21 protein-coding genes and 1 pseudogene are annotated in these 24,569 nt (G+C 66.3%); 13 read left to right on the top strand and 9 right to left on the bottom strand.

All coding sequences use genetic code 11. The annotated features are described in order from the left end of the window. Window positions 1-106: 106 nt before the first annotated feature. From K0O62_RS23035 to K0O62_RS23015, 5 genes and pseudogenes are all read left to right on the top strand, one after another. Window positions 107-1,591 (top strand): GNAT family N-acetyltransferase, encoded by a 1,485-nt coding sequence (locus tag K0O62_RS23035; protein ID WP_131817432.1) that lies wholly within the window; start codon window positions 107-109, stop codon window positions 1,589-1,591. An 11-nt stretch (window positions 1,592-1,602) separates the two neighbouring features. Further along, window positions 1,603-1,995: an ASCH domain-containing protein gene (locus tag K0O62_RS23030; RefSeq protein WP_205870698.1), complete on the top strand. Its 393-nt coding sequence runs from the start codon at window positions 1,603-1,605 to the stop codon at window positions 1,993-1,995. Window positions 1,996-2,586: 591 nt separating this feature from the next. Beyond that, complete coding sequence (locus tag K0O62_RS23025) at window positions 2,587-2,778, top strand: hypothetical protein (protein ID WP_073858049.1); 192 nt, start codon at window positions 2,587-2,589, stop codon at window positions 2,776-2,778. Window positions 2,779-3,127: 349 nt separating this feature from the next. Continuing rightward, window positions 3,128-4,621 (top strand): hypothetical protein, encoded by a 1,494-nt coding sequence (locus K0O62_RS23020; protein ID WP_131817431.1) that lies wholly within the window; start codon window positions 3,128-3,130, stop codon window positions 4,619-4,621. 169 nt (window positions 4,622-4,790) lie between these two features. Then, window positions 4,791-5,185 (top strand): annotated as a pseudogene (locus K0O62_RS23015) (nitroreductase family deazaflavin-dependent oxidoreductase). A 73-nt stretch (window positions 5,186-5,258) separates the two neighbouring features. On the opposite strand, the gene K0O62_RS23010 reads toward K0O62_RS23015, so the two are convergent. Next, window positions 5,259-6,191, bottom strand: a complete 933-nt coding sequence (locus K0O62_RS23010) for an alpha/beta hydrolase (RefSeq protein WP_234800202.1) — start codon at window positions 6,189-6,191, stop codon at window positions 5,259-5,261. Window positions 6,192-6,421: 230 nt separating this feature from the next. Here K0O62_RS23010 and K0O62_RS23005 point away from each other — a divergent pair, with 230 nt between their 5' ends. After that, on the top strand, window positions 6,422-7,210 hold the full coding sequence (locus K0O62_RS23005; protein ID WP_073858046.1) for an SDR family NAD(P)-dependent oxidoreductase: 789 nt from the start codon (window positions 6,422-6,424) through the stop codon (window positions 7,208-7,210). Between the two features lie 12 nt (window positions 7,211-7,222). Here the strand turns inward: K0O62_RS23005 and K0O62_RS23000 are convergent, their stop codons facing one another. Then, window positions 7,223-8,083 (bottom strand): patatin-like phospholipase family protein, encoded by an 861-nt coding sequence (locus K0O62_RS23000; RefSeq protein WP_073858090.1) that lies wholly within the window; start codon window positions 8,081-8,083, stop codon window positions 7,223-7,225. 20 nt (window positions 8,084-8,103) lie between these two features. Next, on the bottom strand, window positions 8,104-8,961 hold the full coding sequence (locus tag K0O62_RS22995; protein ID WP_073858045.1) for a class II glutamine amidotransferase: 858 nt from the start codon (window positions 8,959-8,961) through the stop codon (window positions 8,104-8,106). A 123-nt stretch (window positions 8,962-9,084) separates the two neighbouring features. Here K0O62_RS22995 and K0O62_RS22990 point away from each other — a divergent pair, with 123 nt between their 5' ends. Together K0O62_RS22990 and K0O62_RS22985 are read left to right on the top strand one after the other, a co-directional pair. Further along, window positions 9,085-10,245 (top strand): alpha/beta hydrolase family protein, encoded by a 1,161-nt coding sequence (locus tag K0O62_RS22990; RefSeq protein WP_073858044.1) that lies wholly within the window; start codon window positions 9,085-9,087, stop codon window positions 10,243-10,245. A gap of 164 nt (window positions 10,246-10,409) precedes the next feature. Continuing rightward, complete coding sequence (locus tag K0O62_RS22985; RefSeq protein WP_073858043.1) at window positions 10,410-11,594, top strand: osmoprotectant NAGGN system M42 family peptidase; 1,185 nt, start codon at window positions 10,410-10,412, stop codon at window positions 11,592-11,594. Window positions 11,595-11,612: 18 nt separating this feature from the next. Here the strand turns inward: K0O62_RS22985 and K0O62_RS22980 are convergent, their stop codons facing one another. After that, window positions 11,613-14,330, bottom strand: a complete 2,718-nt coding sequence (locus K0O62_RS22980; RefSeq protein WP_073858089.1) for a cation-translocating P-type ATPase — start codon at window positions 14,328-14,330, stop codon at window positions 11,613-11,615. 275 nt (window positions 14,331-14,605) lie between these two features. Here K0O62_RS22980 and K0O62_RS22975 point away from each other — a divergent pair, with 275 nt between their 5' ends. Continuing rightward, window positions 14,606-15,043 carry a hypothetical protein gene (locus K0O62_RS22975; protein WP_073858042.1) on the top strand — a complete coding sequence of 146 codons (438 nt, stop codon included), beginning with the start codon at window positions 14,606-14,608 and terminating at the stop codon, window positions 15,041-15,043. A gap of 45 nt (window positions 15,044-15,088) precedes the next feature. Here K0O62_RS22975 and K0O62_RS22970 read toward each other — a convergent pair whose 3' ends face one another. Then, entirely contained in the window at window positions 15,089-15,703 is a 615-nt protein-coding gene (locus tag K0O62_RS22970) for an LGFP repeat-containing protein (RefSeq protein ID WP_073858041.1), read from the bottom strand. A 468-nt stretch (window positions 15,704-16,171) separates the two neighbouring features. Here K0O62_RS22970 and K0O62_RS22965 point away from each other — a divergent pair, with 468 nt between their 5' ends. After that, window positions 16,172-16,570, top strand: coding sequence for a YkvA family protein (locus tag K0O62_RS22965; protein ID WP_372512872.1), 399 nt, complete (start codon window positions 16,172-16,174; stop codon window positions 16,568-16,570). A gap of 25 nt (window positions 16,571-16,595) precedes the next feature. Here K0O62_RS22965 and K0O62_RS22960 read toward each other — a convergent pair whose 3' ends face one another. Beyond that, window positions 16,596-18,596 (bottom strand): Ig-like domain-containing protein, encoded by a 2,001-nt coding sequence (locus tag K0O62_RS22960; protein WP_073858039.1) that lies wholly within the window; start codon window positions 18,594-18,596, stop codon window positions 16,596-16,598. A gap of 278 nt (window positions 18,597-18,874) precedes the next feature. Between K0O62_RS22960 and K0O62_RS22955 the strand changes: the two genes are divergently transcribed. Then, complete coding sequence (locus K0O62_RS22955) at window positions 18,875-19,510, top strand: hypothetical protein (protein ID WP_234800201.1); 636 nt, start codon at window positions 18,875-18,877, stop codon at window positions 19,508-19,510. Then, window positions 19,507-19,893: a hypothetical protein gene (locus K0O62_RS22950; protein WP_073858037.1), complete on the top strand. Its 387-nt coding sequence runs from the start codon at window positions 19,507-19,509 to the stop codon at window positions 19,891-19,893. Before K0O62_RS22955 ends, K0O62_RS22950 begins: the two co-directional genes overlap by 4 nt. Before the next feature lie 126 nt (window positions 19,894-20,019). Here K0O62_RS22950 and K0O62_RS22945 read toward each other — a convergent pair whose 3' ends face one another. The 3 genes from K0O62_RS22945 to K0O62_RS22935 form a co-directional block, all read right to left on the bottom strand. After that, complete coding sequence (locus tag K0O62_RS22945; protein WP_073858036.1) at window positions 20,020-20,784, bottom strand: DUF427 domain-containing protein; 765 nt, start codon at window positions 20,782-20,784, stop codon at window positions 20,020-20,022. Beyond that, window positions 20,781-21,932, bottom strand: a complete 1,152-nt coding sequence (locus K0O62_RS22940) for an acyltransferase family protein (protein WP_073858035.1) — start codon at window positions 21,930-21,932, stop codon at window positions 20,781-20,783. The genes K0O62_RS22945 and K0O62_RS22940 overlap by 4 nt, the downstream gene beginning before the upstream one ends. A gap of 90 nt (window positions 21,933-22,022) precedes the next feature. After that, window positions 22,023-22,889 (bottom strand): LLM class F420-dependent oxidoreductase, encoded by an 867-nt coding sequence (locus K0O62_RS22935; RefSeq protein ID WP_073858034.1) that lies wholly within the window; start codon window positions 22,887-22,889, stop codon window positions 22,023-22,025. A 261-nt stretch (window positions 22,890-23,150) separates the two neighbouring features. On the opposite strand from K0O62_RS22935, the gene K0O62_RS22930 reads away from it, so the two are divergent. Continuing rightward, window positions 23,151-24,548: a cellulase family glycosylhydrolase gene (locus K0O62_RS22930; protein WP_234800206.1), complete on the top strand. Its 1,398-nt coding sequence runs from the start codon at window positions 23,151-23,153 to the stop codon at window positions 24,546-24,548. The last annotated feature ends 21 nt before the right edge of the window (window positions 24,549-24,569 follow it).

Below are 24,569 nucleotides of genomic sequence, written 5' to 3'. Positions count from 1 at the left end.
GCCAATTTGCGACATCCTGCAGGGCGCACCAAACCCGCCGTAGTGGAGTTTCGACGTTTTCGCTGTGCAATGCGGGATGCTGGGTTAGACAGAGGGGAGGCGTGCTTTGAGTGCTGCGGGTTTGCGGATCCTTCTGGACACAAACATTTTCATCGCGGCCGAAAGCGATAGTTACCCGCCCCACGTGAATGCTGACGCTGCAAAAAAGCTCTACAGTTCGGCCACGCAGCTAGGACACACGTTATGCCTGGGTTCCGGGATTCGCGACGACATTGCTCGTCATCGGGACGAGAACCATAAGCAGAAACGCCGACTGCAGCTCGCTCGCTATCACGTGCTGAATCCGATCGAGGTGCCTCCAGGGTTCCAGGCCAGGGCTGGCTATCCGCCCCGGATCAACGAGTCCAGTCGGGTTGACATGACTCTGCTGCTCGCTCTGGACCGAGGTGCAGCGCAATGGCTCGTGACGGAAGACTTACGAATTCTTCCGCATGCCAGAGCTTTGGGGCTGGAGGATCGAGTCTTCACATTGAGCGATGCGCTCGACGTGCTAGACCTTCAACAGCTTCGGCCGATAAGTGTCCCTGCAATCCGCACTGTCGCCGGTTACGAACTCGATCGCGATGATCAAATCTTCAATGACTTCGCACCCGAGTACAACATTCGCGCCTGGCTGCGAGAGAAGGTCGCGGCCGAGGAGCGTCCATGCTTGATTATGCGGGGGCCCGAGGGCGACTTAGATGCCGTTGTAATCCTCAAGGACGAGTCAGACGATACTTGGGACTTACCGGGTCGTGTGCTGAAGATTTGCACGTTCAAGGTGGCAGAGCGGGCCCGTGGGGTGAAGCGCGGAGAGTTGCTGCTTTGGGCGATCTTTGAGCACGCTCGTGTCAATGGGTTCACCTCCGTCTTTGTCGAGGCGTTCGAGCACGAGCATGAAGTCATTCACCTGTTCGCCAGTTTCGGGTTCATGCGGATCGCGAGTACGCGTCGAAAAGGTGAGGTCGTTCTCGCAAAGCGTATGTACCCCGAAGCTTCCTCCAGCCGGATCGAATCTCCGCTTGAGTTCAATATTGCCTACGGTCCTGGAGCGCTACAGCTCGACCGCGTTTTCCTCGTGCCGATCGTGCCTCGATGGCACCGGAGCCTGTTCCCAGTCGCCGACGACAGTCGCCAATTGTCTCTGTACGAAGGGCTGAGTGACCACGGGAACGCGATCCGCAAGGCGTACTTGTGTAAGTCCAACTCTCGCCAACTTGGGGCTGGAGACACGTTGCTCTTTCTGCGTACCCGTACGGAGCAGATGGTCAACGTAGTTGGAATAGTTGAAGATACGCTGCGTTCGTCGGATCCCACCGAAGTCCTTGCCTTCACCGGTCGGCGGACCGTCTACACTCCAAACGAGATTGATGGCATGTGCAGAAACGGGGCCGTTCTCGCGGTGAGGTTTCGGCTGGATCGTGTTCTCGACACGCCCATCGCCGCGAATGAACTGGTGCAACGCCGGGTGATGGCACGCTCTCCTCAAAGTATCCAACAAGTGAGAGACGGGGGTGCATTGTCGTGGTTGAAGGACGTCCTGTCCGACTAGCGCTTCTGTCCGTGCATCCCGAATACGCCAGTGCATTGGTAAGCGGGAGAAAGACTGTCGAATTCCGCAAGCGGCCACTTGCGCCGGACGTGACTCACGTGGTGATTTATGCAACACAGCCAGTCGCTCGAGTTGTGGGAGTGTTCTCCATTCGCGAACAGGTGATGGAATCGCCCCGCCAGCTATGGAACATGTTCCACAACGTTGCAGGTATCTCGAAAGCTAAGTTCATGGACTACTACCGGGGTTGCAGCACGGGTGTCGGGATTAGGGTCGGCGAGATGACCGGCCTCCCGGACAACTTCACACTGCAGGAGGCGTTCGGCATCAGTCGCCCACCGCAGAGCTTTCAATACTTCACCTTGCGGCAGACCGCGCCGAAACTTGCTGGGGTGCTTGTCTAGGTAGGTGAGCCTGGCCCCCCTGAGTCGTGGTGAGAGGGCGGGCTTGGGACGGTCACGGGACACGAGTCGATGAATCGTTGAGGTGTAGCGGATTGCCTGGCGGGGACCCCCTTGGTCTGCGGCAGGGGGACACCTCTTGCAAATCGCTGCCTCTCTCTCCGGCGAAATCGAAAAGTGTTTACATTTACAATTCGCCATTCGCCCACTGGCGGTTGTCTCAACTCCCGTCTCCGGATGCTGCAGATCGTGTTTCGCTCGGTGCTACCTGCATAGCTGGGTCCAGATGGGGAGTGAGCGCTGGAAGTCGATTCGTGGTTACTGCATGTGCTTAGGGCTTCGCTTGTGCAAACACGGTGTAAGCACACGTCGTCGAATGGCCCCTAATGACGCCAACGCAAGTTCGAATAAATGTGCAGATAAGAGCCATTTCTGCATCGGTACCGAGAAATACCAATGCATACAAACCATCAGATATGCGGACTTAAAATCCGCACAGTGTCGGTTCGAGCCCGACTGGGGGTACCGAGTAAGGCCTGCTAGGGGACTCGTCGTCGTGGCATGCCGCCCTTCCCGCACCACCCGGCTGATTGCGTGACTGAGGTCACACTGCGCCTCCCGGGCGGTGTCGTCAACCGCAGTTCTGATCGGACCTTCCCTGCAGGCAAGGCATTCGGATCGGCGACGGTGCCACCGTTCATGGACGTCGTCGGCTCGGCCGATGTGTCGACGGCAATCAATAACAGCTATCTCAGCATTGAGGCATCGGTCGCGGTAACCCGATAATCCGGCCGAAGTACAGGACGCAGCAAATTTTCATCGTCAATTTGTCCAACCGGTGGTGCGCCACGATCTATGGCCGGCCCCGGTCGCCCGGTCGGCGCTTCTAAGCGTGTGAGCACGGGTCTTGTACACCTTGTAGGCCCGAGTGTGCAATTTGGGAATGAACGTTAGTCATCGTTGTATTTCTGAGGTGGGCAAACATAAAGATCTGGTTACGAGATGGCATCGCCTGCGTTATTGTTGCGCCCGTCAATAGTTGCCTATGCAAGTAAAAAGGGGTCTCGTGCACATTTCTGTCCGTTCGCATCTCATCGCCGGTGTCGCGTTCGTCGGCGTTGGTGCGCTGGCGCTGATGCCGGTCGCTCCCGCGGCTCCGGCCGTCGAGTTACGGGCGGTGGTGAGCGACAACGTCGCGGTCTACGAGAAGTATCGCGACCCGGTGAAGGTGTGGACGACGACGCTGAAGGAATCGGTCTCCTACACCACTGAGATCGGCAAGGGCATTTTCACCGATCCCGCACCGGTGCTCAAGGAGGTGGTGAAGTCGCAGATCTACAGCACCATCGAAGTTTTCAAGTCGGTCGAGACTGCATATGTCAAGGCTGTGCCCGCGGTCGCGGAGATTCCCGAGGCGCTGTTGACGGCTATGGCTCAGCTTGCCCGTGGCGATGTGCAGGGCGCGGCCACGACGCTGTTCGACCCGGTGTTGACGCTCGGGCTTGCCGTGCTTGAACCCGGTGCCGCGGTAGTCGAAGCGGTCAGAACCGCTGTGGCCGACCTGTCCGCAGCGGTCGGGGTGCTCACCGATCCGGACACGCTGCGTGCCGTGGTGCTCGCGGCGACCGGACCGGTCCTTTCGGCGGTGAACGCGCTGATCGACTCGGCGGGGCTGGTGGTGGACGGCTTGTCCGGTGGCGATCTAGGCGCGGTGGTGAACGCGCTGGTGAACCTCCCGGCCGACCTGACCGGCGCGATTCTCAACGGGCACGGCACCGGCCTCGGCGGTGTCAAGGCGGTCGGGTTGCTCACCCCCTACGATCCCGAGCTCAAGGTTGCCGGACCGCTGGCCGCAGTGCAGGTGATCCGGGTGGCAATCGGTGAGGCGATCGCCGGTGTGCCGAACAGCGTTGAGCCCCAGCCCGAGCCCGAACCGGCCGAACCGGCCGAACCGGAGCCCCAGCCCGAGCCCGAGCCCGAGCCCGAGCCCGAGCCCGAGCCCGAACCGGAGCCGACGACTCCCGGCGACAAGGACGGCGACACGATCGTGATCGGCGACGGCGACGGCGACGGCGACGGCGACGGCACGATCGTGATCGGCGACGGCGACGGCACGATCGTGATCGGCGACGGCGACGGCGACGGCGGCACGACGATCGTGATCGAAGACGGCGAGAAGGACGGCGGCACGACGATCGACGACGGCACGACGATCGTGATCGAAGACGGCGAGGTGAAAATCCCGGTGGATGGCAACGGGAGTGATTCGGACGATGGCGGGGACTATGTGGTGATCGACGACAACGACGGATCTACCACGGTCGATGAGACCACTGATGCCGAGAAGGACGTCACTGTCGAAGACGACGGCACGACCGTCACTGTCGAGGAAGACACGTACGTCACCGTCAAGGACGGCAGCGTCAAGGGCGGCAGCGACAAGGACGGCGACACGTTTGGCACTGACAACGACGACGACAACGACGGCAAGACCTACGTGACTGCCGACGCGGCCGACACCTCTGCGGCCGTGGGACCCCCAACCCGCAGCGGACGTCTCGGGGTCAAGCGCGCCGATTCCGGTGATTCCGTGAAAGCGGGCTCGGCACAATCTGATTCGACGAACTGATCGTGTGGGATGGGGCTACCTTCGGGTGGCCCCATCCTCGCGTCGGTCCCAGCTGATCACCTGGCCGCGGTCACCGTGCGCCACCGTCGGTGGTGCCGGCAGAAGGCTTTCCGATTGCGCGCGTCGATTCTGCTGAGTCTTCGTGTCGGTCGATATCTACACTCCGAGTATGCGCATGCCTCGCGGAGTCGCAGAGTTCAACAAACGAGTCACCAACCCGGTGGCTCGCACGATCACGCCGTGGCTTCCGAGCCTCGGGACGCTCGAGCACGTCGGGCGGAAGTCGGGTAAGCATATCGAACGCCGCTGCTGGCGTTCAGAACCCATGATGGCTATGCCATCCTCATCGGCTACGGCCTGCAGACCGACTGGTTGAAGAATGTGTTGGCCGGCGGACCGACGGTGCTGCGAAAGCGCGGACGGGCTATCGCGCTCGTCAACCCCCAGGTGGTGAGCAAGGCAGAGGCCGCAGCCCTCGTCGTACCGCGTTCCCGGCTGTTCTACCGAGCGTTTCCCTACAACGAGGCAGCCCTGCTGCTGACGAATGCGGGTTCGGCAGGCTGACCTCGGGCCGCGCTCGGAGCCGAGCAACCGGACCTCAATCCGCCCGGTGCCGGCTCGAGCCGACTGTCCGCGTCTAGCTACCCAGCAACCCGCGGATCGCCGCGGCGAACTGATCCCGCACGGGTGCACCCGAGGCGACGATATCGACCAGGCTCAACGACAGGTGGTTGTGGCCCTCGGCGCGGATGTGTGTGGTGGGCACGCCGGCAGCCGCCAACCCGTCGGCGTAGGCAGCGCCCTCGTCGCGCGTGACATCGAACTCGGCGGTGACCACCACGGCCGGGGCCAGCCCGCTCAGGTCCTCGGCCCGCAGCGGTGCAACGCGCGGATCGGTGCGGTCGGCCGGATCCACGTACTGGTCGAAGCACCACGTCATCAAGGTCGTGTCGAGGCCATAGCCCTCGCCGTACTCGACGTAGGAGGGCCGGCTGATGTCGTTGTCGGTGACCGGCGTCAGCAGGGCCTGGCCGACCAGCTGCGGGCCGCCGGCGTTGCGCGCCAGTTGGGCCACCACGGCAGCGATGCCGCCGCCGGCGCTCCATCCCGCCACGATCAGCTGGTCTGCACGGCCGCCGAGGTCGGCCGCGTTCTCCGCAACCCACTGCAGCCCGGCAAACGCGTCGTCGGTCGCCGAGGGGAAACGGTGCTCGGGAGCGTGCCGGTAGCCCAGCGACAGCACGATCGCGCCGGTGCGCGCACACAGGTCGCGGCACAGCGGATCATCGGAGTCGAAGTCGCCGAGTACCCAGCCGCCGGCGTGGTAGTAGACGATCACCGGGTGGGGGCCGGGCGTCGCCGGCCGGTACAGCCGGTAGTTGAGCGCACCCGTGGCGCCGGGGAACTGGCCGTCGATGACCTCGCCCACCTCGGGGCCGGTCGGCCGTCCGTCGCCCGCGGCCAGGAACGCAGCGCGGGCCTGGTCGACCGAAAGTGACTCCAGCGGCGGAGCATTGAGGCCCGCCACCTGATCGAGAAGCATCTGGACATCCGGCTGAAGTTGTTGCACGGCGAACATCGTCGCACGCCCGCACACGCGCCTTGACGCCCGCGTGTGGTGTCGATGATCACCGGGTGTCGTCTCTCACAGCCCCCGAACAGCAGACCCGGCTCGACCCGACGGGTGCACTTGCGGCCCGCACTCTGACCACAGCGCCGTTTCGGACCATTCCTGTTGCAGGCGGCATAGCCTGCAAGTGGCGGCAATAGGCCGCCGGCAACGGGGACGGGTGGGAAGCGATGAACCGTCTACAGAACAAGCGGGTCGTCATCACCGGCGCAGCCAGCGGCATCGGCCGCGCGGCCGCCCAACTGATGGTCGCCGAGGGCGCCCGGGTGCTCATCGCCGACCTCAACGCCGACGCGGCGACCCGCGCCGCGAGCGAGATCGGCGACAACGCGCTCGGGATCGGCGTGGACGTGATGGACGAAAGTTCGGTCGCCACCATGATCGATCATGCGGTCGCCGAGTTCGGCGGCATCGACGTGCTGTGCAACCACGTGGGCGGCAGCAACCCACGCAAGGATCTCGACCTGCTGCGGCTGGACCTCGCCGAATGGGACAAGACCATGGTGCTCAACGCGCGCAGCACCGTGGTCGCCTCCCGATTGGCGTTGCCGCACATGATCGCCGACGGCGGTGGCTCGATCATCAACACCGTCTCGGTCGCCGGTCTGGCCGGTGACACCCTGCAGTGCGCCTACGGCGCGGCCAAGGCCGCCGTCATCCGGCTCACCCAGTACATCGCCACCCAATACGGTCGAAACAACGTGCGCTGCAACGCTGTTGCCCCTGGCGCCATCATGACCCCCGCCCTGCGCGACAACCTCCCGGCGGAGGCCATCGACGATATCCGCAGCCACAACGCACTCGACCTGATCGGCGACCCCGAAGACATCGGGTGGGCGATGGTGTACCTCGCCTCCGACGAGTCCCGCTACATGACCGGGCAGACCCTGGTGCTCGACGGTGGCTTGACCGCGCAGAGTCCGATCGCGGCCAGTCGCCGGCGACTGCTCGATCAGTGACCGCAGACGGCCTCAGCCCGACGGCGACCCGTACAGGCCCGGGCCGGTGATCTCGAGGTCCCGGAGGAACGGGCGAGCGGCCTCGTAGGACGTTTCGATGAGCGCGGCGGTGTGGCGGAAGTCCAGCGTCGACACCGGTTGGGCCGCCGGGCCGGGCAGGTACAACACCGGGACCGTTGCGGCGGCCAGCAGTGTCTCGGTCATGCTCTGCGCCCGCATCATCACCATCATCGAGTACATCAGTGACTCGGCGAGAGTTGCTGGGAAATATGGCATCTCACCGGGAAAGTTGCAATCGAGCACGACCACGGACCGTGCCCCCATGTCGACGGCCTGGCGGATCGGGACGTTGGCGACCAGCCCGCCGTCATACAGGTGCAGGCCGTCGAACTCGACAGCCGGGAAGATGCCGGGAATGGCGGCGCTGGCCAACAGCGCCGGCAGCAGCGGTCCCTGCCGTATCGGATGTGGTCGTGCGGTGGCGATGTTCGTGGTGACGGCGGCGAACGGAACGGCGAGGTCGGCGAAGTCCGTGCTCTCGCCCAGCGAATCGGCGATGAAGTGGGCAAGCCCGGTGTTGGGAAACAGATGGGTCTTACGGTGGCGCAGCGCCCCGGCCTGGACGAGCAGGTTGCCCGGGAAGACATCGTGGCTCTCCAGCCGGGCCCAGGTGTGCGACAACCGGTTGGCGGCCCCCTTCGGATCGATCGCGACGACGGCACCGTTGAGCGATCCGACAGAGGTTCCGGCGACGAGATCGGGGCCGATGTCGTGTTCACTGAGTGCTTGGAGCATGCCGACCTGGATCGCGCCGAGGCTGCCGCCGCCCCCGAGCACGTAACCGATGGGCCGGGGCAGATCCGCCAACTGCATGTTCACCTCCGGGCACCTGGTCAGGAGGACGGGTGCTGAGCGGACGCCACGGCCGGGCTGAGGTGAGCCCGCGTGAGTCGGTGGACCGGCGGCTCCGGCAGCACCGTGCGCCGCGTGATGCTCAGATCGGCGTCGACGTGCACCAGCTCGCCCGAGGGGAGCAGCTCCCACCGCTCGTCGTCCATCACCTCACTGGCGAAGACCACCGATGGCGAGGAGTCCAGGTCGCCGCTGTGCGCGGCGATTCTCTTGCTGTGCAACGCGAATCGCCCGCGGCCCGCACCGGTGCGGTCGAGGATGTACAGCTCGTGGGTATCGGGGTAGCGCAGCGCCCAGAGGTCGGTGGCGGTGGCGAGCAGGACGTTGACCGCGTAGATCGGGACATTCTCGCGCAGCCAGCTCAGCGCCTCCACCAGACCGGCGCCGACATCGCCGCCGTGACCGCGGACCGACGCGGTGATCAAGGCGAACACGCGCTCGGAGTCGGTGTCTCCGTGCACCAGGTCCGTGACGCCGAGTTCGGCGATCTTCGCGTCGAGCGTCTCGACGCCGCCCACCACACCGTTGTGCGCGAAGATTCGCCCGTCCTGCAGGAACGGATGGGTGTTGACGTCCTTGGGGGCGCCGTTGGTCGCGTACCGGACGTGGGCGACGAACGTCGTACCCGTCAGCTCGCGGGCTTCGGTCGCGAAATCCAGATCACGCCATGCGGCGATCGGCTGCTTGCGCACCACCGGTGTGCCGTCGGCCTCGAACACCCCCAGGCCGGTGCCGTCCGGGTTGCGCCTGCTCTGCGCGGCCAGGCTGTCGGGCGCGTTCAACAGCCAGAACGTCGCGGGGACGGTGTGGCCGGCGTGCAGGCTGAACAGGCGGCACATAGGTAGTTTCTACTCCTGCACCGACTGTCCGGATGGACATTCCGGCGTGCGCGTTCCCGACCATTCCGCCGTCCGGCGACATAACCTGCAAGCCATGGTCTGTCTCGCGCCGAAGGGTGCTCGATGAGCGAGCACCCTCAGCGCTGGTTCGCCGGCCTGGTCGCGATGGCCGTGCTGACCGGCTGCACCACCACCGCCACCGAACCCGGCCTGCGTCCCGGTCAGTTGCTCACCGCCCGTCCGCTGACCACCGCCGCCGCTCTGCCCAGCGCCGACACCCAATTGATCACCTACGTCTCCGACGACTCACACGGTGAACCCATCGTCGTGTCGGGCACCGTGTCGGTGCCCAGGTCGACACCACCCGACGGTGGCTGGCCGGTGATCAGTTGGGCGCACGGCACCACCGGGTACGCCGACACCTGCGCTCCCTCGGCCGACACCGTCGACGGACTCGTCCACGACTACGTCGGCCTGGTCACCCCCATCCTCGACAGCTGGGTGACGCGCGGCTACGCCGTCGTCCAAACCGACTACCAGGGGCTGGGTACTCCCGGCGGGCACCCCTACGTCGACGGCATCAGTGAAGCGAACACGGTGACCGACATCGTCCGTGCGGCGCGGGACGTCGATCCGCGGATCGGCTCCAAATGGGTGGTGATGGGCCACAGTCAGGGCGGGCAGGCGGCGTTGTTCACCGCGCAGGACGCCCAGGACCGCGCACCCGAGCTCAACCTACTGGCAGCGGTGTCCATGGCGCCCGGCGGCGTGGGAATCAACCAGGCCGTCGACCTCATCCGTGCCGGTAGCCCGGAAGCGCAAGCCGCACAGCGGTTTCTGCCGCTACTGGTCCTGGGAGCCGCGGTGGTGGACCCGTCGATCGAACCCGACCGGATCTTCTCCGGCCAAGCGCGCCCGCTGCTGACCACGGCACGTACCGAGTGTGTCGCGCAGGTGAATGCGCTTCCGCTCGTCCCGCCGGGCCAGGTGTTCACGCCGGATGCGGATCTCGATGGGCTGCGCGCCTATCTCGACCGCCAGGATCCGGTTCGCCTCGCCCCGCGGGTGCCGGTCATGCTCGTCCAGGGCTCCGCCGATGCCGCGGTATCCCCGGCCGGAGTCGACGAACTCGCGAAGGCGATGTGCGCGAAGGACGTTGATCTTGACTACCGGGTGTACGACGGCCAGGACCACCGTGGCGTCATCGCCGCCTCGCTCGGGGATGTGCGGAATTTTGTGGATACCGTGACGGCCGGGGAATCGGTCGATACCTGTCCGCACTGATCGGGCCGCAGACTGCGCGAGCACTCCGAAGCCGAGCGCGGCACCATACCGCGCGTATCGCTGCGGACGGGGACAGGCCACCGTTACGCTCCAGACGAGGACCTCATCTCGCGGCGCAACCGGCGGTCTATCGCGATCCGGGGTTCGAGCGCAGAGGAGACGTCATGCGCGAAGATGTGCTCATGTCCGATGCGGACAGCGCATGGATGATCGACATGTTGCTGGCGCTGCTGCAGACCCCGAGCCCGACAGGGCGCACCGATGCGGTGATGCAGATGATCGGCGGGGTCTTCCAGGACTTCGGTCTGTCGTTCTCACTGACCCGTCGAGGCGCGTTGATCGTCGAACTCCCAGGGGAATCGGCGACGACTGACCGGGCGTTGGTGGTCCACGCGGACACCACGGGCTGCATGGTTCGAGCACTCAAGGACAACGGTCGCCTCGAAGTGATACCCGTCGGCACCTTCTCGGCGCGCTTCGCAGCCGGTTCACGCGTTCGGATCCTCAGCGAGGACACCGAGAAGTTCATCACCGGAACCATCATGCCGCTCAAGGCCAGCGGGCATGCGTTCGGCGATGAGGTGGACAACCAGCCCACCGACTGGGACCACGTCGAAGTCCGCGTCGACCGGCAGGTCTCGTCCCGGGAGGACCTGATCCGGCTGGGCGTGAAAATCGGCGATTACGCCCCGCTGATGGCGAATCCGGTTCTGACCGAAGACGGGTTCGTGGTCTCCCGCCACCTCGACGACAAGGCGGGCGTGGCCGTCGTGCTCGCTCTGATCAAGAACCTCACCGACAACTCGGTGACGCTGCCGCACCGCACGGCAGTCATGGTCACGATCGCCGAAGAGGTCGGTTACGGTGCCAGCACGGGTCTGCCCGCCGATATCGCCGAGATGATCTCGGTCGACAACGCGGTGTGTGCGCCGGGCCAACACTCGGGGGAGGACACCGTGACCGTCCCGATGTCCGATCTGCACGGGCCCTACGACTACCACCTGACCCGAAAGCTCTGCCGGCTCGCCGAGGAGGGGGACATCCCGTTCACCCGCGATGTGTTCCGGTACTACCGCTCCGATGCGGCCGCGGCGATCGAAGCGGGTGCGAACACCCGCGCCGCGCTGGTTGGTTTCGGCGTCGACGGCAGCCACGGCTGGGAGAGAACCCACCTCGATTCGATGAAGGCGACCTACAGCCTGCTGCACGCCTGGATCCGGTCACCGCTGACGTTCGCCGAGTGGGATGCGAAGCCTTCGGGTGCCGGAGAATTGCGTGACTTCCCGTCGTCCAGACAGCCTGCGCCCCGGGAGAAGTGGGTGCAGCTATCCCGCAGCGAGCAACGATGACGCCTGCCCGCCGGGAACTCAGTATCCCAGCCGGCGTCCCACGGACTTGGCGGCCTCGATCGTCAGGAAGATGACGACCGCGAGCCCGCAGGCCACCGCCCACCCTCGCGGTGTGACCGGCGCCGAATGAAACCACGAATTCATGAACGGGGCGTAGACAAACGCTGCCTGCAGCACGAGCAGCGCAGCCGACATCCGCCACACCCACGGGTTCCCGCGGAACACCGCCGGTCGCAGGCTCGACGTGGTGATGAATCGGCAGTTCAACAGGTAGGCCAGCTGACCCAGCACCAACATGTTGACGGCAGCGGTCTGGGAGACGTCCTGCGGCTGGCCATCGGCGCGCGCCAGGAAGTAGACGGCCAGCGTGGCGCCCGCGACCAGCACCGACACCAGCGCGATCATCGCGAGGTCGATGGGCGCCACCAGCGACCGGTTGTGCGGCCGCGGCGGCCGGGACATCAGGCCGTCCTCGGCCTTCTCGAAGACCAGCGCCAACGACAGCGTCACCGCACTGATCATGTTCACCCACAGGATCTGTACCGGCTGCAGCGGCAACGCGAAGCCGAACAGGATCGCCACGAGAATGACCAGGGACTGCGATCCGTTGGCGGGCAACAGAAACAGCACCGACTTACGGATGTTGTCGTAGATGCGCCGGCCTTCTTCGACGGCGCGCTCGATGGTGGCGAAGTTGTCGTCTGCCAGCACGATGCCCGCGGCCTCCTTGGTGGCCTCGGTGCCTTTGATGCCCATGGCGACGCCGATGTCGGCCCGGGTCAGCGCCGGGGCATCGTTGACACCGTCCCCGGTCATGGCGACGATCTGGCCGGAGGCCTGCAACGCGCTGACGATGCGCAGTTTGTGCTCGGGGCTGGTCCGGGCGTAGATGTCCACCTCGTCGGCCATCTCGCGCAGCCGGGGCTGGCTCATCGCCTGCAGGTCGGAACCGGTGAGCACGGGTGGGTCAGGGGCATCGGTGATGCCCATCTCGCGCGCGATGGCGCGTGCCGTGCCGGCGTGATCCCCGGTGATCATCTTCACCCGGATCCCCGCGCTGTGGCATTTCCGGATGGCTTCGATTGCCTCGGGCCGCGGCGGGTCGAGGATGCCGACGACCCCGAGGAACTCCAGGCCGTCCTGCACGTCGTCGACCGAGATCGCATCGACGCCGGTGTCGCGGGCCGGCTTGCGCGCGGCGGCGAGTACCCGCAGTCCCTGGCCGCTGATCTCGTCGATGCGGCGGTCCCACATCGCTCGGTCCAGCGGTTCGAGCCGCCCATCCCGGCACTGGGTGGTGGCGCGGTCGAGCAGCCGGTCCGGTGCCCCCTTGACGTGCAGGACCCGGCCTCCGTCGGGGCCGGCATTGCGGGTCACCATGAACTTCTGGGCCGACTCGAACGGCAACTCGGCGAGCCGCGGGTAATCCGCGTCGTCGACGCCCGCCTTTTCCGCCAATGTTCGTAGCGCGCCCTCCGTGGGCTCCCCGACGATGTGCCAGCCGCCGTCCGCCTCGGTGAGCTGAGCGTTGTTGCACACCGCCATCGTGACGATGACGGCCCGCAGATCGGGGTGATCGTCGAGGTCCACCGGCACTCCGGCGAGTTCGACGGTGCCCTCGGGGCGATACCCCGTGCCGGTGACCGCGTAGTCGTGCGCGCAGGTCACCACCGATCGCACCGTCATCTCGTTCTGGGTGAGGGTGCCGGTCTTGTCCGAACAGATGACGTTCACCGAACCCAGCGCCTCGACGGCCGGCAGCCTGCGGGTGATGGCATTGCGGCGGGCCATCTGTTGCACGCCGAGCGCCAACGTCACCGTGACCACCGCCGGCAGCCCCTCAGGGACACCGGCGACGGCGAAGCCGATCGCCGCCGAGATCAGCTCTTCGATGGAGAAGTCATGGATCAGGCGGCCGACCAGCAGCATCAGTGCCGCCATACCGAGGATCACCAGCGACAGCTGCTTGCCGAACCGCTCGAGCTCCCGCGTCAACGGTGTCTGGATGCCGTGGACGTCGGCGATCATCTCCTGGATCCGGCCGATCTCGGTGGCCGTGCCCGTCGCCGTCACCACGCCGACCGCGTTGCCCGCGGTCACGATCGTGCCCGAGTAGACCATCGACGTGCGGTCACCCAGGTCGGCGTCGTAGTCCACGTGGGTGGTGCTCTTGGTCGCGGGTACGGACTCACCCGTCAGCGCCGACTCGTCCACCTGCAGGTTGGTCACCTCGAGGAGCCGCATATCGGCGGGGATCCGGTCTCCGGAGCTGATCCGCACCACATCGCCCACCACGATCGACTCCGAGTCGACGTCGACCCAGTTGTCGTTGCGGCGGACCTCGGCGCGGACGGACAGCATCGTGCGGATGCTGTCCAGCGCGCGCTCGGCTTTGCCCTCCTGTAGGTACCCCACGAGCGCATTGATCACGGCGGCGGCAATGATCACCGCGAAGTCCACCCATTCGCCGAGGATCGCCTTCAGCACGCCGGCGGTGACCAGGATGTAGATCAGCACGTTGTTGAACTGAGCCAGGAAGCGCACGACGGCTGAACGATGCCGGGGCGCGGGCAGCCGGTTGGGGCCTTCGGCAGCCAGTCGTGCCGCGGCTTCGGCATCGGTCAGGCCCGCCGGAGAGGTGCGCAGCGCCGCCAGGATCTCGGCTCGACTCCGCGCGTGGGCAAGGTTTGCGAAAGCCTCGGCCTCGGTGTCCACCTGCGATTGTGGACTCTGCATGCCCATGACTCTGCAGCGGCGGAGGCGGGTGCGCAAGCCCGGCGTCACGGTTTGTGCTTCCTGGAGTCAGAAGCATTGACCCTCAACCCGTTTCGCCGTCACTCGGCGCGGTCATGGAATCACCCCGGGCCTCGAGAGGCTCCCGCAGACCGGCCGTTTCGGAATCTGGCTTGGATTCGACCGTCCCAGGGGCTGTCCGAGCAGCGCCACGAGTGACAGTCTGGATGGATACCGGGCCTTCGTTCGGGCCGGACACGTGAATTGAGGAGCATCAAATGGCCGACAACCGTCTCAGCAGAGAATTCGACGCACTCTCGGAGAAGACCAAGGAATCTGCGAACAAGCTCAAGGCTTCCGCGGGACACGAGAAGGATCAACTGAAGGCGGATGCGGCCGCAGCACGCGAGCGTGCCACGTCGACCGCGGACCGTTTCAAGGAGAAGGTGGACGACGCCTCGGAACGGGTGTCCTCTCAGTGGGACGAGCTCCGCAACAGCTGGAAGAGCCACCTCGCCAAGGTGCGCTCCGACATCGAAGAGAAGAAAGAGGAGCACGACGCGAAATCCGCTGAACGCCAGGCCGAATGGGCTGAGGCGTACGCCGACGACGCAATCTGGTTCGCCGAGAGTGCGGTGGAGGAAGCAGCCGCCGCTTGTCTCGACGCCGTCTACGCACGCGCGAATGCCGACGCGCTCAAATCCAAGACTTCATAGCGCTGCTGCGGTCACGCAATCGGCGTGCTGCGTGCCCGAGGACCGCTAGTTGGGGGTGATCGTTTCCACGAACGTCCCGTCACCCGTGTTGAGCCAGGTGATGGTGCCGTTCTGGAACTCGGTGATCCAGCCGCCGTTGGCCGCGTCGGGGCCACCACCGGTCTCTTCCTCGCTGGCCGTGGGGAACCCGAGTTGTCCGGCAGGTCCACCATTTTCGTTGTAGACCCGCAGGATCTCACCCTGCACCAGCCAGGTGCCGGCCGACGGTGACGAGTAGATGGTGCCGTTGGCGAACGCCTGCACCGTGCCATCGCCCACCTTTTCGGGTGCCGCGGTGGGCGGGCCCAGCGTGTCCTGGCCGCCGGCGTCGGCATAGGCCTCGGCGATCGGCGGATCGAGGGTGACGGGGCCGATGCCCGGGGCCTCGATCGTGGTGGGGGCCCCGGCGACGGCCGAGGACATCGCCGTCGACGCGTCGCTGGCGCCCGATTTGACGGCGCTGGTGCCGGCGTCCATGGCCGAAGACGCGGCGCTCGTCGCGCTCGACATGGATTCTTTCGCCGAATCCTGGGATTCCTGTGAGCAGGCGACCACGGCGGCACCCGAAATAGCAAGTGCTGCAGCGACCGCACCGGTTCGTTTCATCGCTTTTTGATTCATTGGCCGAACGTAACACCGCGCACACCGCTACGTCAGCAACTCTTCGAGGATTGGGAAAGTGGGCCCGATGTCGGCACCGTGAGCGCGGGTTGTCGAGGGCACGGGACGGTGCCGCTGCCCTGGGTGGTCGAATATCATGATCAAAGTGTAAGCAGCAAAGGCGAATTGGTGAGGCCACGCTATTCGATCGGTTCGATGCCACTGCCGTGACGGCGTCTCGATCAGTGTGTCCTGATTGCAGTGGGAAGGAATGCAGTTAACTGGAAGACCGGAAATCGTTAACTGGAGAGGTGCCGCCGTCCACCGCGGATCTCTGCTCGTGCCGGCGGGGACGGACACGGGTCCGCGGGAGCCCGGCACGACGGGGCCGATGTCGTCGGAGCGCCCGATGACATCGGCGAAAAGCGGCGCGGCGAACGGCCAATCGCCGGGGGATAGGGTCTGATCGTGTCGTCCGATCGGTGGGAGATTGTGCTCGGCATCGTGGCGGGACTACTGGTTCTGTGGACGGTGCTGGTCATCGTGTTGTGGCGCGGCAAGCCCGACGACATCAGTTTGCGAAACGCGATGCGATTGTTGCCTGATCTGATCCGCCTGCTGAAAAGGCTTGCGGCCGACAGCGTCATGCCCCGGGGTGTGCGCATACGGTTGGCGTTGTTACTCGGCTACTTAGCCCTACCGATCGATCTCGTACCCGACTTCATCCCGGTGCTGGGTTATGCCGATGACGCAGTGGTCGTGGCGTTGATGCTGCGGTCCGTGACCCGGCGGGCCGGACCCGAGGCTCTGGAAAGGCACTGGCCAGGGACGACAGCGGGGCCGGCCGCGGTGCGGCGGCTGTGCGGCCTGCCGCAGTCGTCGACCTAGGCTTCACGCACCCGGAACGGCCTGGTCAGGCGGCGATATCCGCAGTACGCCGGCGGCGAATGAACACGAACCCGACGAACGCCAGCATCGAGGTCGCATCGAGCGGTGTGAGCGTGTATCCGAGATCCTGCATGAGGCCCCGCTCGGTCGCGGTCAGGGTGCGCGGCCCCGGTCCGAGGGGCACCCGCGGACTCGTCAGCGAGCGGTCCGCTCCGGCGGCCGCCGCACTGATGAGGTGGGACAGCGAGCTGCCCTGGGTCCAGGTGCTCGGGGTGTACACCGCCACCGCGCCGCCGGCGGCTCCGGCGGCATTGATGCCGCCGAAGAACAGCCCACCGTTGCCGCCCTGCAGATTGCTCGTCAGCGCCTTGTTCACTCGGAAGTCCGCGCCGATCAGCCGGGTGCCGTCGGAGGACTGCAGCAAGCTGTCGTAGATCGTCCATAAGCGCCGGGTCTCGATCGCCCCGGGCTCCACGTAGGACATCAGCCCGAAGGAATGCAGGAACTCATGCATCGCGACGGTGCTGAAGTCGTACTGCGATCCGGTGACAAAGTCGCCAAATGCCCACGGGTAGGCGAAATTCCAGTCGATGCGGCCGTCAGCCGCGGCCCCGTTCGCATCCAGGCCGGTCTGCAGTTTGTACTGCACCACCGTCGGGTGGAAGCCGGGGCTGGACGAGATGAGGGCACTGTCCGCCGAGGCCAGGAAGGCGGACGACGACGAACTGTGGCCGGTGATGTCGTAGGTCACCACCACCGGGGCCTTCACGATGAACTGGCTCACCAGGGTGCTGGCGGCTCGCTGCAGGGCGGTGCGGGCATCGGTGGTCCAGTACTGCGCCCCGGTCAGGTAGTTGAAGACGAAACTGACGGCATTCTGGTTCACCAGCAGGGACGCCGACGAGCCGGCGCCGCGGAAGGGGTCGAACAGATTGACATGCGTGCCGATGTCCCGGGCCGAGATCACGAAGTTGTCGACGCCGTTGAACCCGACACCCGGGGTGTAGGTGAACGTGCCCTGCTCGTCGACGATCAGGGTGCCCGAGGCGGGGCCGGTGACGATGATGTACCGAATCAGATCGCCCTCGAGATCGACCGCGCCCAAGGTGCCGACGATCGGGCCGTCACCGGTTCCGCTGATCTGCACGGGAGTCAGCCAGGGGGCCTGGTTGAACAAGGTGCGCCGGGTTCCGGCGAGCGATTCGTACATCCATGTCTTGACCGGTTTGGCCACCGGCAGCATCGAGATCATGGTCCGGTAGGTCGTCATGAGTGCGGCGATCTGATCGGCGATCGCCTGCCGCCGCGGATCGGGAGCGCCAACCGACACCACCACCGAACGTGGCGGGGTCACCGTCTCCGTGCTACCGGCGGCTTCGGCATTCGAACCGGTCGGGGTGGCGGCGGGGGGCTGCTGCGCCGATGCGGTGTCGGTGTCGGTGACGTCGTCCGTCGATGTATCGGCCGCGCTGTGGGAGCCGGTCGCCGACGTGGGCCGGACCACCGGCGCGTTCGTGGAGCCATCCGGTTGCGGGGCAGCGGATTCGTCGGTGCCGGCGGGCTCTGCGGGTTCTGCGGGTGTCGCCTCGGCCTCGGCAGGATCGTCGTCGGGGGCCGTGGTCTCATCGGTGTCCCCGGCCGCGCTTCCGCGCGGGGCCGACAGCTCGGGCTCGGCATCATCGTCGGCAGCGGAGGACTTGACCGAGCGCGGCCCCCTCGGTCCGGAGGTGCGGTCGCTCGAATCGTCCTTGGACTCGCTCCCCGCGGCGGTGGATGCCCCGGAGGTTTCCGAACCGGCGGAGTCGGTGTTGCCCGAGCCGCTGTCGGAGCCGGTGGAACTCGAGGAGGCGCCATCGTCGGCGGCGGCGACGCTGATCTCCGGTCCGGCGACCGACAGGCCCCACAGGGTCGCGGTCACGCCGGCGGACGCGGCCCCGGCGACCAGCCACCGGTGAACCGGGAGGACGTCGGACTGAAGCCTGCGTTGGCGCTTGCGCACCGCACGCTTCGTGTGCTTGCCCGCCACGATATTTACCCCTTACGTCAATTTCGCCAAAACTGTAACCGGTTATCGGGCCGGGATCGGCCGATTGACGCAGATCGGGGCGCGGGGCAGACTTCGGCGCCCTCGGCGCGCCTCGGGCGTTCTGGCAGACCGCGCGGGAAGATGCAGATGTGGTTGTTGATGCGAATGTGACCAATGAGGCTGTCGCTGCCGAGTCGCCAGATGAGCAGTCCACTGCCCGGACCGCGGCCGAGCCCGCAGCCCCGCAGCCGCCGGTTGCGCCGAAGCGGACTTGGTCGATGCCGAAGCCGCAGCTGGACAAGCAGCAGGTCGACCGGTTCGGGCGGGCCGCCGCCGACGTGGTGGTCAAGACGGCATCCGCCGTCGCGCGCGCCATCGCCGGGCTGGCCCGATACGTCGCCACGGTCGCCATGCAGACCTGGCGCGCGTTCGACGCCATCCCGCCGGCGCTGAAGATGATGTTCGTGGCGGGCGTCCTCATGCTCGCCGGCATCGTCGGGACCATCGCCCTCGCCGGCACCGCGAGCGTGATCTGCGCGGTGCTGGTGGTCCCGGTCGCCTCGATCACCCTGGGTGCCCTCGGACACCGCGCGATGGCCAAACCCGGCGCCGCTGCGGCGCCGGCGCCCGCGGTCGAGGTGCCCCCGTCCGACCTGTCGAGGTCGGTGCTCTATGTCGACAAGAAGCTCACCCTCGCCCTGAATGCGCTGGGCTCCGACCGGCATCAGCAGGCGGTGATCGCGCTCTTCCAGGCCAAGACCGCGGTCGAACTGGCGTTGGGGACCGAGCAGGACGAGGACGAGACCGACAACGCACCGGTGCAGGTCGACGCCTACCGGCTCAGGCCGCGCATCCAGCCCGGCCCGGCATCGAAATCGGCTATCTCAGAGAGCAATTCACTGGCGGCCTCATGAGCGGAACGCTCATCGGTCAGGTCGCCCTGATCGAGGACGACTACACGCTCGTCATCAACAGGGGCGCCGACGCCGGAGTGGTGGCGGGCATGGTGTTCGCCGTCTACTCCGGTGCGCCGCAGGTCATCACCGACCCGGAATCGGGCCGGGAACTGGGCAGGCTCAACCGCGAGAAGCTCCGGGTCCGGGTCTTCGACGTGGCGCCGCTGTTCGCCCGCGCGCACACCTTCGTCGACACCGGCGACCTCCACGGTCTGCTCGAACTGCCGTTCTTCGAGCAACCGCACGAGGACGTCGTCACCGTCACCGTCGACGTGGGCGACGGCGTCGAACTCGTCAGCGCGCAGTCCGGCACCCAGCGCGCGACCGGCACCCACGAGTGAAAGCAGCGGCCTCCTCGGTGGGGAAGAGGCCGCTGCAGTTTGTCGACGGCTCCAGTGTGCACGCCGCCGGGCTACCCGAGGTGAGTAGTGCGCTACCTATATTTGTCACCGAAGGACGGAAAGGGCCTACGTGAACGTCGTCACCGGCCTCGGCAGCGCCACGCCGTCGACCACCAGGTCCACCTTCTCGTTGTAGAACGCCACCAGCCCCGCGATCCGGGACACCGCCGGCAGCGGGTACTGGTACATCCAGGCCAGATCGGCGTGCACCGTCTCGCCGGTCCGCACCGACCAGTACGCCGAGGTGATGCCCTTGTACGGGCACAGGGTCTGGGTGTCGCTGGGCTCCAGATGCTGCATCGCGATGTCCGTGGGGTCGAGGTAATACCTTGTCGGCAAGCCGGTTTCAAACAGCAGCACCGGGGTCCGGGTCTCGGCCAGCACGATGCCGTCGAGCTCCACGCGGACGTGGCGGTGCGAACGCAGCGCGTCATGGCGGGAGTACGGGCTGCGGGGGTGGCCGTAGATCCGCTCGTCCTCCTCGAACCAGGCCAGGCTGTCCCATTCGAAGCGCACATGGCCGGGCAGCAGTCCGTCGTCGAACACCCGGGCCGCGCCCGGACAGGACCGCCCGCCGGCATCGAGCGTGTGCAGCCGCGACGCCCCGAACTGCACCCGCTGGGGATGCCCGTCGTCGGACAGGAACTCCGCGCGCACATCGCGCAGCGGGACGTAATAGTGCGGGTAGGAGGGGATCTCCCAGACATAGCGGGCGCCCAGGGTGTCGAAGACCAGATCGGTACCGGCGTAGCCGCGTATCCGGCGCGGGACCGGTTCGACGCGGCCGCGTTCGGTGGCCGGTGGTGGGTAGTCCTGCTCCGGTGAACTCATGGACGGCTCCTTTCGGCGCGTTCGGCGCGTTCGGCGCCGGGTACCCGGGTCCAGCGGTGCAACACCCAGGCCGCCGGGATGGTCATGGCCACGGTGACGCCGAACAGCACCGGCATCGCGCCGGTGAACACCGGCCAGCGCAGCACCTCCGACATCGCGAACTCCATCACGATGACATGCAACAGGAAGATCTCGTAGGAGATCTCGCCGAGCCAGACCACCGGCCGGGAACCGAGCAGGCGGGCGTAGCGGCCGCCGTCGCCGAGGACCAGTGGCGCCATCAGCGCGCAGGCGAACACGGCGTAGAGGAACGTCTTGACCACCGGTTGCCAGGGCGCGAGGTCCTGGCCGCTGATGTTCCCGGCCACCGGTGAGGCCACCACCAGCAGCGCGGCCAACGCGAGCGGCAGCACGAGCCAGGGCCGGCAGCGGGCCCCGCGTACCTGCAGCACCGCCAGGGTCATCCCGCCCACGAAGTAGATCAGGTGCGCGGGCAGCCAGATATTGGCCGATCCGGGCAGCAGGTCGGTGGTCTGGGTGAACCACAGCCACAGCGGTGTCACCGCACCGAGCAGCGCCAGTCCGGTCAGCAGCAGGGTCGGTCGCCAGCGCCGGCCGCACAGCACCGTCAACAGCAGTCCCGCCAGCAGGGGCAGCACCGCGTAGAAGGCGACTTCCACTGCCAGGCTCCACATCTGCGTGAGGCCCTGGTGCATCACCGCGAAGTAACTCGGCGGATAGATCTGGGTCAACGTGAGGTGTTGCAGCAGGCCCAGCCAGCTGTGGCCGGGATTCGGCCCGGCGTCCCGGAAGTGGTAGATCGCGAAGGCGGTGAGCACCGTGATGACATAGGCGGGAGCGATGCGCCGGATCCGGCGGCGCGCATAGCGGCGCACCGACGGCCCCGGGGTCCCGCGCTCGGCGGACAGAACCCAGGGCCGGAACAGCAGGTATCCCGACAGCACGAAGAACACCGGGACGCCGACTTCGAGGCGTGCGTAGACCGCGCCGAGATAGCCGTCGGACAGTTGGCCGGTGCCGAAGGCCGCATGGGTGGCCACGATCAACAGTGCGGCCAGCGCGCGCAGACCTGTCAGCGACGCCACCCGAGAACTGGTGGGCCGATCGGTCCGGGTACCGGTGCTCACGCCGGAATCGGGACTGCCGGTGACCGGCGAGCCGCCTGTTGCACGCATTACCACCACAGCGTACGGCGGCCACCGCGGTGGCTCGCGGACTCAGGGCATGGTCAGGCCGGCCGCGATACGGGCCAGCACCTCCAGATGCTCGTCGACATCCTTGAGCCCGGCTCCCATGGTGCTGATCGACAGGTGAGTGGCGCCGGCCTGTGCCCAGGCCGCGATGTCGCGCCGGGTCGCGTCATCGTCGCCGCGCCAGGACACCCGTCCCTCCATGCCGATCGTGGCCGGGTCCCGGCCGGCAGCCCGCGCGGCGTCGTCGACCACGCCGCGGGCGTGGTCGAGCGCGGGCCCGGGTGCCATCATCGGGAACCACCCGTCGGCCAGCCGGCCGGCCCGCCGGTAGCCCGGATCCGAGGCCGACCCGATCCACACCGGGATGGGCCGCTGTACCGGCAGCGGTGCCAGGCCGGCGCCGGTGACCCGGTGATAGCGCCCCTCGATGGTCACCGACGGTTCGCTCCACAGTCGGCGCAGCACGCTGATCTGCTCGGCCGAGCGTGCGCCGCGATTACCGAAGTCCTCGCCGAGCGCCTCGTACTCGACGGCGTTCCAGCCGATTCCGACGCCGAGGCGAAGCCGTCCGGCGCTGAGCAGATCCACCTCGGCTGCCTGCTTGGCCACCAGGGCGGTCTGGCGCTGGGGAAGGATGAGGACACCGGTGACCAGTTCCAGGGTGGTGGTGATGGCGGCCAGATAGCCGAACATCACCAGCGGTTCGTGGAAGGTGGTGTGCACGTCATAGGGGCCCGCCCACCCGGTGTGTACGGCGGGGTCGGCGCCGACGACATGGTCGTAGGCCAGCACGTGGGTGAATCCCAGATCCTGCACCCGTTGGCCGTAGGCGCGGACCGCACCGGGATCGCCGCCCAACTCCGTTTGCGGAAATACCACACCGATTCGCATACCCACACCGTATCCCTATTGTGACCGGGGGTTTTCGACACGCCGAATTCGCTGCCGCAGTTCGCCGACGCTTTCCGTTAGAAATAACGTCACAATTGACAAAGCGCCGGGAGGAATGTGGCTATGGTGCGCGGCGGAAGGAAGTTCCGGCGCCGCGAATTCATACGCACGACTCTCGGCGCAATTGTGTCGGGGCTGTGCGTGGTCGCGTTGATTTCGACCCCCACCTCTCAACGGCACCGCCAAGTGGTCACCGACAACGTGGCCACATTGAGCAACTCGGCCACCACACTCGGTTTCGCCGATTCGCGCATCTACTTCTACGACGACGCGAAGGTCGCCGACACCGTGCAGCGATGGGTCGCGGACAACATCCGCACCGTCCGGATCGGTATTCCGTGGTCCGGAGTCGAGTCCGTCAAGGGAAGAATGGACTGGTCGCGATCCGACCGGGTGGTCAATGCCGCGGGGGCCGCCGACATATCGGTCATCGCCTCCATCCTTTCCCCGCCGTGGTGGGCAACCGCATTCGGGGCGATGCCGCCGAACGGCCGGCCGGCGTCGACCGAGGCCTACGGATTGTTCGCCGCAAAAGTCGCCGAACGGTACCGGGGCAAAATCGCCGCTTATGAGATCTGGAACGAGCCGAACGGTTTCACCGGCTATTCCCCGAAACCGGACCCGGCCGGCTATGTGAAGCTGATGAAGGCGGCTTATCCACGCATCAAGGCCGCCGATCCCGGTGTCATCGTCGTCGGGGGCGTGCTCGGATCCGGATCGAGCTGGGGTCAGCTGACCATCAATCCGGTCACCTTTCTGAGTCAGATGTACGCCCACGGCGCGGCCCCCTTCTTCGACGCATTGTCGTACCACCCGTACAGCTGGAGCATGAAGTTCTCGGCCGGCATGCAGCAGCCCGGAACGCCGGTGGACCAACTGGTGCGGATGCGCAAGATCATGCTGGAACAGGGGGACGGCGCGAAGAAGATCTGGGTCACCGAGTACGGCCTGCCGACCACCCGGGTCAGCGAGTCGACGCAGGCGGCCTACATCTCCGACATGATCAGCACCTGGCGGGAACTCCCGTACGCCGGTCCGCTGATGCTGTACACGACCCGAGACATCAACAGCCACAGTTGGAATGACGAGGAGCGGTTCGGGATCTATCGATCGAACTGGGCGCCCAAACTCGCACAGAAGGTGGTGCAGTCCCCGCCCGGTACGACCGAGGTGTTCCGGCGGTTTTCCGTGCACACCGATCCCAGCCTCGGGGAGGTGCTCAGCCCGGTCTACGCGGTGACGTCGAAGGTCTGGGCGCAGATGCGTACCGAGGGCACGCTGTGGGAGACCGCACCGGGCAGCTTCTTGGTGTCCCCGACGCCGGTCGCGGATCTGGCGCGGTCGCAGAAGGGCGCTCCGACAAGCGCTTTCGCCAACGGCTATCAGGACTTTGCCGGTTCGCAGCGCTTCCGTATCTGGTATTCCCCGCAGACGGGCGCGCATTGGGGCAACGCGGAATTCGTCAAGAAGTGGGTGCCCGAACTCGGATTGGCGACGTCCTCGCAGAGGTGGGTGAACGGGGCGACCCGGGTGGACTTCCAGCGCGGCGTCATGACGTGGCGGCCCTTCATCGGCGTCAAGGTGTACCTCTCTCAGTAATCGCACGCCGTGCGCAGATCG

This window comes from Mycolicibacterium diernhoferi, from assembly GCF_019456655.1.
Lineage (GTDB): Bacteria > Actinomycetota > Actinomycetes > Mycobacteriales > Mycobacteriaceae > Mycobacterium > Mycobacterium diernhoferi.
The sequence above is the reverse complement of the archived record's forward strand: the minus strand, read 5'-3'. Positions and strand labels throughout refer to the sequence as shown.

Bases quoted from the DNA above. Each gene is read 5' to 3' on its own strand.
- K0O62_RS23020 (WP_131817431.1), top strand. From the start codon at position 3,128: ATGCCGGTCGCTCCCGCGGCTCCGGCCGTCGAGTTACGGGCGGTGGTG.
- K0O62_RS23005 (WP_073858046.1), top strand. From the start codon at position 6,422: ATGAACCGTCTACAGAACAAGCGGGTCGTCATCACCGGCGCAGCCAGC.
- K0O62_RS23000 (WP_073858090.1), bottom strand. From the start codon at position 8,083: ATGCAGTTGGCGGATCTGCCCCGGCCCATCGGTTACGTGCTCGGGGGC.
- K0O62_RS22995 (WP_073858045.1), bottom strand. From the start codon at position 8,961: ATGTGCCGCCTGTTCAGCCTGCACGCCGGCCACACCGTCCCCGCGACG.
- K0O62_RS22990 (WP_073858044.1), top strand. From the start codon at position 9,085: ATGAGCGAGCACCCTCAGCGCTGGTTCGCCGGCCTGGTCGCGATGGCC.
- K0O62_RS22985 (WP_073858043.1), top strand. From the start codon at position 10,410: ATGCGCGAAGATGTGCTCATGTCCGATGCGGACAGCGCATGGATGATC.
- K0O62_RS22980 (WP_073858089.1), bottom strand. From the start codon at position 14,330: ATGCAGAGTCCACAATCGCAGGTGGACACCGAGGCCGAGGCTTTCGCA.
- K0O62_RS22975 (WP_073858042.1), top strand. From the start codon at position 14,606: ATGGCCGACAACCGTCTCAGCAGAGAATTCGACGCACTCTCGGAGAAG.
- K0O62_RS22970 (WP_073858041.1), bottom strand. From the start codon at position 15,703: ATGAATCAAAAAGCGATGAAACGAACCGGTGCGGTCGCTGCAGCACTT.
- K0O62_RS22955 (WP_234800201.1), top strand. From the start codon at position 18,875: ATGCCGAAGCCGCAGCTGGACAAGCAGCAGGTCGACCGGTTCGGGCGG.
- K0O62_RS22950 (WP_073858037.1), top strand. From the start codon at position 19,507: ATGAGCGGAACGCTCATCGGTCAGGTCGCCCTGATCGAGGACGACTAC.
- K0O62_RS22945 (WP_073858036.1), bottom strand. From the start codon at position 20,784: ATGAGTTCACCGGAGCAGGACTACCCACCACCGGCCACCGAACGCGGC.
- K0O62_RS22935 (WP_073858034.1), bottom strand. From the start codon at position 22,889: ATGCGAATCGGTGTGGTATTTCCGCAAACGGAGTTGGGCGGCGATCCC.